The 6,743-nt window shown below is 63.6% G+C and carries 2 protein-coding genes; both read right to left on the bottom strand.

Annotation, left to right across the window (positions count from 1 at the left end):
* Nucleotides 1-29: 29 nt before the first annotated feature.
* Entirely contained in the window at nt 30-1,550 is a 1,521-nt protein-coding gene (locus AOM06_RS12230; protein ID WP_062306644.1) for an NERD domain-containing protein, read from the bottom strand.
* Nucleotides 1,547-6,259, bottom strand: coding sequence for a DEAD/DEAH box helicase (locus AOM06_RS12235; RefSeq protein ID WP_062306649.1), 4,713 nt, complete (start codon nt 6,257-6,259; stop codon nt 1,547-1,549). The genes AOM06_RS12230 and AOM06_RS12235 overlap by 4 nt, the downstream gene beginning before the upstream one ends.
* Between the last annotated feature and the right edge of the window lie 484 nt (nt 6,260-6,743).

Below are 6,743 nucleotides of genomic sequence, written 5' to 3' on the forward strand. Positions count from 1 at the left end.
CAGGACGTGCCGCTGCGGTCTTGTCAGAGTCACTTCGCCATCAACTGCTTCCGGATGAGTTGCTGCAAGTTCTTCTTGTCGTCGTTCGTGGTCACGATGTGGAGAGAGACTCGCGCACGTGTCACTGCAACGTAGAACGCGGCCCTGGCTACGTCGTTGAAAACGCGCGGGAGATCGCACACGATGACGTGCTCCGCCTCGAGGCCCTTGGCGAAGCGTGGACTCGTGACCGTGAAGCCGCGATCCGAGATGTGCGGCGCCTCTGTCGCGCTTGTGAGGACGATCCAGATCTCCGAACGTGTCGCTCCGTCAGCGACAAGCCGTGCTGCGACCTCCTCCGCTGCACCGAGGTCTGCAGGTCCGTCAGGGGTGTGCCATTGGACTTTCTCGCCGTGGACGATTCCCGGGTCGCCGACGTCCGCACCGAGGTACTGCTGGACCACGTGGACGATCGCACCGGTGTTCCTGACGTTGAGGTCCAGGTCGAACGATGCGGCGTCCTCACTCACGATGGCGAGGACGTCCTCATCGAACGCACCATCGACGTGAGCTTGGTTGTTGGGGTCAAGGAACATGCGCCAGCGTCCGCCAGATCGCCCACCCTTGACGACGGCGTCGATCCGATCCATGCCTTCTGGAGTCATGAGGTCTTGTGCCTCGTCGACGAAGACGACGTCGTACTGCTCGTCTCCACGGAGCTCATGAAACGGGAGGAGCGCGATATCGCGGCCCGCGATGCGGGGTGCGAAGAAGCCGACGAGCCCCGGGGAACCAAAGGTGATGAGGACCTCGCGCCCTTGCTCAGCCTCCTGCTTGGCACCTTCGGCAAGAATGAGTGACTTGCCGGTGCCGGCTCCACCGCTGGCGAGCACGCGGGGATTGCGTGCGAGCGCCGCAAGTACTCGAGCCTGACCTTCGGTGGCGCGATTCTGCTCCTCGATCACCGCGCCTCGCTGGGCGTCAATCACGGGCACGCGGGTGAACTCGCCGAACAATCGCGCGCGCAGCTCGTCCGGTCGAGCGCGCTTCTGTCCGGTTGGCGCGGACCGCGCGCCTACGACGACGACGTCGAGCGCGGATCCGAGCGAGGCCACATTCATGTCGTCCTTCGCAAGCCAGTGCGTAGCGCGCCACTCGACGGAGTGCGGCGGCGAGTCGATATCCGGCGTGACTACTAGCGCTTCATGAGCGAACCAGTCCGTCCGCTCTTCACGGAGGATGTCGCGCAGCGCGAACGCAGCGGACTGCGCCTGCGCCATCGGTGACTCGCGCAGCTTCTTCCAGTCACCGTGGCGATTTACCGAGTACCAGACTCCATCGTGCTTGCGAACCCCTCCCCCTTTCACTTCGACGACAACCACGACGCCCCGCCAAAGGATGACGAAGTCAGCCTCCGCCTGTTGCTTGTGCTCGTGCGAGCGCAGGTTCACGGAATGGAAGGCGACCGCATTGGGATCGAGGTCCACGCGACTGAGCAGGCGCGCGAGCTTGCGCTCGGCGTCGCTCGTGGCGTTGCGCTCGATATCGATGAGGTCGGGGATGAGGATCATGAGCCCTGCTCCCGCCACAGGTCTTCGTACTCGCGGTAGCCGAGGTAGTCGCTTACATCGCCGAAGTTGTCGGCCATGTCAACGATCAGGCACTCGTCTTTGCCGCCGTTCTCAGGTCCGCGCAGACCACGTCCCGCCATCTGGATGTATGCGTTGGGGCTGAAGGTGGGCCGAGCGATATAGAGCGCCCGCACGCCTGGAGCATCGAACCCCTGGATCAGGAGGTCGCAGTTCGCGAGGATCTGAATCTCACCAGCCTTGAACTGCTCGATGACATCGCGTCGCTGCTGGCGGCCGGTCTGGCCCGAGACAGAGTCAGCCGCCCTCCCCCTGTATCTCAGAGTCGCGGCCAGAACTTGCGCGGAAAGCACGTTAGGCGTGAAGACGAGCACCGGCCAGGACTCGTCTTGGCGCAGGATATGGTCGACCAAGATCGACATGCGCTGCTGGTCTCGCCCAACCCGGTTGAGGACGGCAGGGCTGATTCGGCGGAGGCTTCTCACCTCATCGGCCTCACCAGGGAGGAGAGATACATCGACGCCCTGGAGGACTTCGTGTTTGACGCGCGCCAGCACTCCCAGTTCTGCCAATTGCGTATAGGCGTCGCCGTCGAATGCGTCGATCTTCCGGTTGCCGAAGCGGCTGGCGAGGGCCTTGGTGGCGGACTCAGAAGTCCCCTTGAACGGCGTCGCGGACAGACCGACAAGGGGTCGCTCCCATCCACGGCCCGCGATGCCAAGCCACTCGAGGAGTCTCGTGTAGAGCCTGGAGTCACCGGCCCGATGACCCTCGTCGATGATGACTGCCGCTGCGTCGCGGAGCCAGGCATACTCCGAGTTTCCGATGATCTTGTCGAGCTTCGCATCGGTGGCCACAATGACGCTGAACTCAGTATCAGGCTCGTGGACGATGTGGTTCTCCCAGAGCCGGCCGATTGTGAGGGGTCGTTCATCGCCGAGCCCTCGCCAGACGGTGCTGAAGGTCTGAACGGCCTGTTCGCACAGTTCCTGGGATTGGGCGATCCACAGGATCGGGCCATTCAGCCTATCGTCCTTGAACAGGCGGAGCACTGTCTCTGACGCGACGCGAGTCTTGCCGGCACCCGTGGGAAGCTCGACCATCGCCTTGAGCGCGCGTCCGTCAGCCTCGCGGAGGGTGAGCACGTCACGAAGCTGCCGGCTGATCTTCTCCTGGAACGAATGCAGCGGGTTGAGGATAACTGCACCCGGCACGACGAACTCGTCAACTTGACGTTGGTTCCTGCGGCCGGCGAATGCACTGCCGAAACTCATCTTCCTCAGCCATGCGACTGTTGCGGGCCGACCAGCCCACTCGTCGGGGACGTCGGGGAATCCGATGTCGCGGAACGCGTCGGCAAGCATCCGGATGGAATCTGATCCGTAGACGGTGAGGAACAGTTCCGATACTGAAGTCCCGTCATCTACAAGCGCCTGGGCTTCGAGCGCCGACCAAAGGCCCTTGGGAAGAGCTTCTCGGAGCTCGTCCGGTCCGAAGTAGACGTCCAGGCGCTCCGCGTCAGTGGTCGCGGCTTGCGCTTCGTGCCGCATTCCTTCCAGCATCTGGTCGAGGCCGGCCTTCAGTACTGCGTCAAGTTCCGCGTTGTTCAGCTGGAGATCGAATTCCGTGTTGACGAAGCGCAGAGCCTCGCGTTCGTCGGCGCTGCTCCGAATCACGAGGTTCACTCCGTCGAGCAAGGCCTCGTGGCTCTGATCCTCAACGCCATCCTCGAAGGTCACCCGCTTGACGATGACGGCGGCGCGGGAGATCGTCGCATTCGCGACCTTGGCCGCGACGAGCGTGTGGCGAAGCCCAGGGAAGACGTCAAGGATCCGCTCCCGATCCTGCTCTCCCTCGGTGAACATCGAGAACGATAGGCCGTCTTCGACGCTCTTGCATCCAACGCGCGAGACGAGTTGGTCGACGTCGCCGTCGGCCACGCGCAAGTACGGCTTCTGGCGCGCAGCGAGGAACGCCTGCTGTTCGTCCGATGTCGCAAGGTACACAGTGTTCGTGGGCCGCGCCTCGACCATGCGACCGACGCGCGCGGGAACGCTTGGAGGTTTGGTACCCGAGAAGGCGTGAGTGGTCGCCGCGAGAATGAACTCGACAAGGACGTCATCCTTGAGAGTCGGGGGGTAAAGGTCTTGATCGAGCGCTTCGCGGAGCATCGACTGCGGAAGTGCCTCAAGTTCAGATGGCAACTCGAGCGCCTCGCCCACCTGACGCGGTCCCCTGAACAAGGGCAGGAGTCCGTCGTACCTTACGAGCGACGCGGCAGCGACGTCCGCTGGGCGGCGAGGTCCACGGGTCGTCGGCAGAAGGCCAGCGTCCTCGACGGCCCACCGCGCTGGCGATTTGACCGCGTAAGTCCTCCCAGTGTCCAAGTCTTCGCAGACCCACGCCCGGTCGCCCCGGTCGAGCAGATCGGACGTCCAAGATTCGCGGATCGCAGCGGGGGCGTCCACGTCACGCAGCATGAACAGCATCGAGACCGGTCCAGGCCCTCCGCTCGGCGTGAGATCGATCCGCTCGGTTGGCCGCTCCCCCGGGCCACGTGAGCTCTCAAGCGTCGAGAGCACGTAGCGGCGGTAGTCCTCCGCCATCGGCTCATCCTCGAAGGCGAAGTTCTCGACTGGGGTGCGGACCACGCCCAGCTTGTGTGCCACGGCCGGTAGGCAGCGCTCGTGGTCCAGGATTCTGGAGTCGAACTCGGCTCCGAACGATTCGGCGAGATCGAACACTTGGGTCGGCCAAGACCAGCCACCATCCTTGGTTGGGACCATGACCTTCGCACGATGCTGGTTCAACACCCTCACCGCGACTGGAACCGCAACGTCCATGACGGCGTCCCAGAGCTTCGGGAGCTCCGCAGCGTTTGGCGGAACTGACATACGCGCCAAACGCGCGTGAAGGATCGACTCCGGATCCAAATCCCGGAATCCAACGTGCCGAAGGTCGGCCTCAACCCCCGGTTCCGCCAAGAACGCAGGATCGACGAAGATCGCTCCCTCGATGTCGACCTCCACATCCTTGTTGAGGAAGACGACGTCCTTGTCCTTGAGTGCGAGGAAGCCAGCGGTAGTTGGAACCACTTTGGCGGTGGCAATCGCCTCGATCTTCCCCTGCTGCGTTACTGCAACTCTGAACGCTTCTGCGGACGATCTTGGGTCGCTGCCCTCTGCCCACTCGCGGAACCACGACAGGGCCCCCCTCTTGTTGACATGGTCAAGCGCCCTCTTGAGTTCGCGCCCGCCAGGGTCAATCCCCGAGCTGGCGATGTCGGCGATGAAGAGATCGCGGACGCGGTTGACGCGAGTCGGCGTGGCGTAGCACTTCGGGTGAGGCACGTCGTCACCAGTATTCGGCGAGGCGCACCACGCCTCGTGAACATCTGAAGGGAGGCTCACCTCGAAGTCGAGCGGCCGCAGCTCAGCGACGTGCCGCAGTCTCCCGGTCGCATCCGGAATCACGTCCCGCTTCGCTGCAATTTGGGGGATGTGCGCGATAAGGACCTCGTCGCCGAAGCTCAGGATCTCGCGGCCACGCGCGGGCATGTAGTCGAGGTGCGCCGCGGGGTCGTTGTCGCGCACCTTTGGCAGCAAGTCAACAAAGAGCGCGGAGACCGTGCGCAAGATCTCCTTGTTGTAGTCATTTCGAAGAAGGGTCGTGCGGTCGTCATTAACGCTCCAGGGCGCGTTGAAGAGTGCCGACGCCGAGGTCTTGTCTTGGAGCGGGAAGTACGACCAGAACTGCCCGATGCGCTGGCGCACCTGGCGCTCGGGGACCGCGACTGTGACCTTCACCTCAGCGCGTGAAACAGCCTCGCCAACCTGCCGGCGCGCCTCCGCGGATGGCGCGTGCATGGTCTCGCCAACAAACCACGTGTCACCCTCACCGTTAGGGCGCTCAATCCGAAGCCGCCCGTCGCCAAGGTCACGCGAGACGTGGGACGTCTCGAACCCTTCGTCGCCCAGGACTCGCAACTTCACCTCGCGGACCGCGCCAACAAATAGCAGGAACTCGTCCGAGAAGTCCTCGATCTCGCGCTTCAGGCGCTCGATGTCGGTGATATTGGGAAGCTTGACGACGGTAGCTGCCCAAGCGCCAAGTCCTGCCAGGATCTCGTCGTTCGCAAATTCAGTGGCGGGGTCGATCAGTGTCGCTGTTCGGAGAACCGGGAACCGCCGCACGCCCGAGCCAACGCGTGAGAGCGCTGCGCGCGCGTCGGGAGAGTTGAACTCGAACGACACAGAACGACTGAAGACCTGCGGCGCATCAGAAATGGCGAGCACCGACTTGAACCCCAGGCCGAAGCGCCCGATTTCGTCGCCTCGCTTACCGCTGAGATGCGCCATAGTGATCGCGGTGAGGCCCGTCGTCGAGAATGGGCGGCCAGCGTTGGCGCAGTACAGAGTGCGCATATCAGGGTCGAGCACAATCTCGACGCGCCCCGCCGCGTCGCCAAGCGCATGAGCGTCCGTGCCGGCAAGCGCATCTGCGGCGTTCTGAACGAGCTCGAGCAGGGTTCGGTTCGCGTAGCCGCCCGTGCGGATCGACTCTTCATGGTTTGCGTGCTCGGAGATCAGGTCCGGGTGGATCTTGTAGGAGTCGATCGTCCGCTCGAACTGGCGGCTGACTTCGGCGACGAGGCTAGGGTCCGGGCGCCATACGGCAATATCAGTAGTCATCGGCAATCACCTCGGACCCACAAACGCTTGGCGGCACCAGGCGCCAGCGCACCCACCGATTGGCCCTCCGATGCGGCACCTACCGCACAACCATTTGGACTCACTAGTTCGCCCGCTCTGCGGCCGTTCCCGGCGCGCATTGCAGCCCCCCGCTGATATTGCAACGGCAAACTCCCATGTCATACGTGTTGATCCGTACTAGGACCCTGGCGCGACATCACACCAGGCTGTGCCCGGGAGTTTAGGGCCACCACACGTATGACTCTGGACAGCCACGCCGCACCGTTGACACTCTCAGTGGCAGCAATTGTCAGGCCTCGGGCTCCACCCTAAGCGAGGCCCGACAGCGTCATTCGCGCAGTGCGCATCGGAAGCAAGGACCAGCACAACGACGCCGCCCAAAGGCGCAAACGCCCCACGCCAGGGCGCGCGGTTGAGCGGTTGCTGTGGCTCAATCGCCGAACGGGTCTGGACCCCCTTCAGG

The organism is Demequina subtropica, from assembly GCF_000971235.1.
Classification (GTDB): domain Bacteria; phylum Actinomycetota; class Actinomycetes; order Actinomycetales; family Demequinaceae; genus Demequina; species Demequina subtropica.

What these genes read in the sequence shown, in the direction of transcription:
- AOM06_RS12235 (WP_062306649.1), bottom strand. Translation starts at nt 6,259, where the DNA reads ATGACTACTGATATTGCCGTATGGCGCCCGGACCCTAGCCTCGTCGCC.
- AOM06_RS12230 (WP_062306644.1), bottom strand. Translation starts at nt 1,550, where the DNA reads ATGATCCTCATCCCCGACCTCATCGATATCGAGCGCAACGCCACGAGC.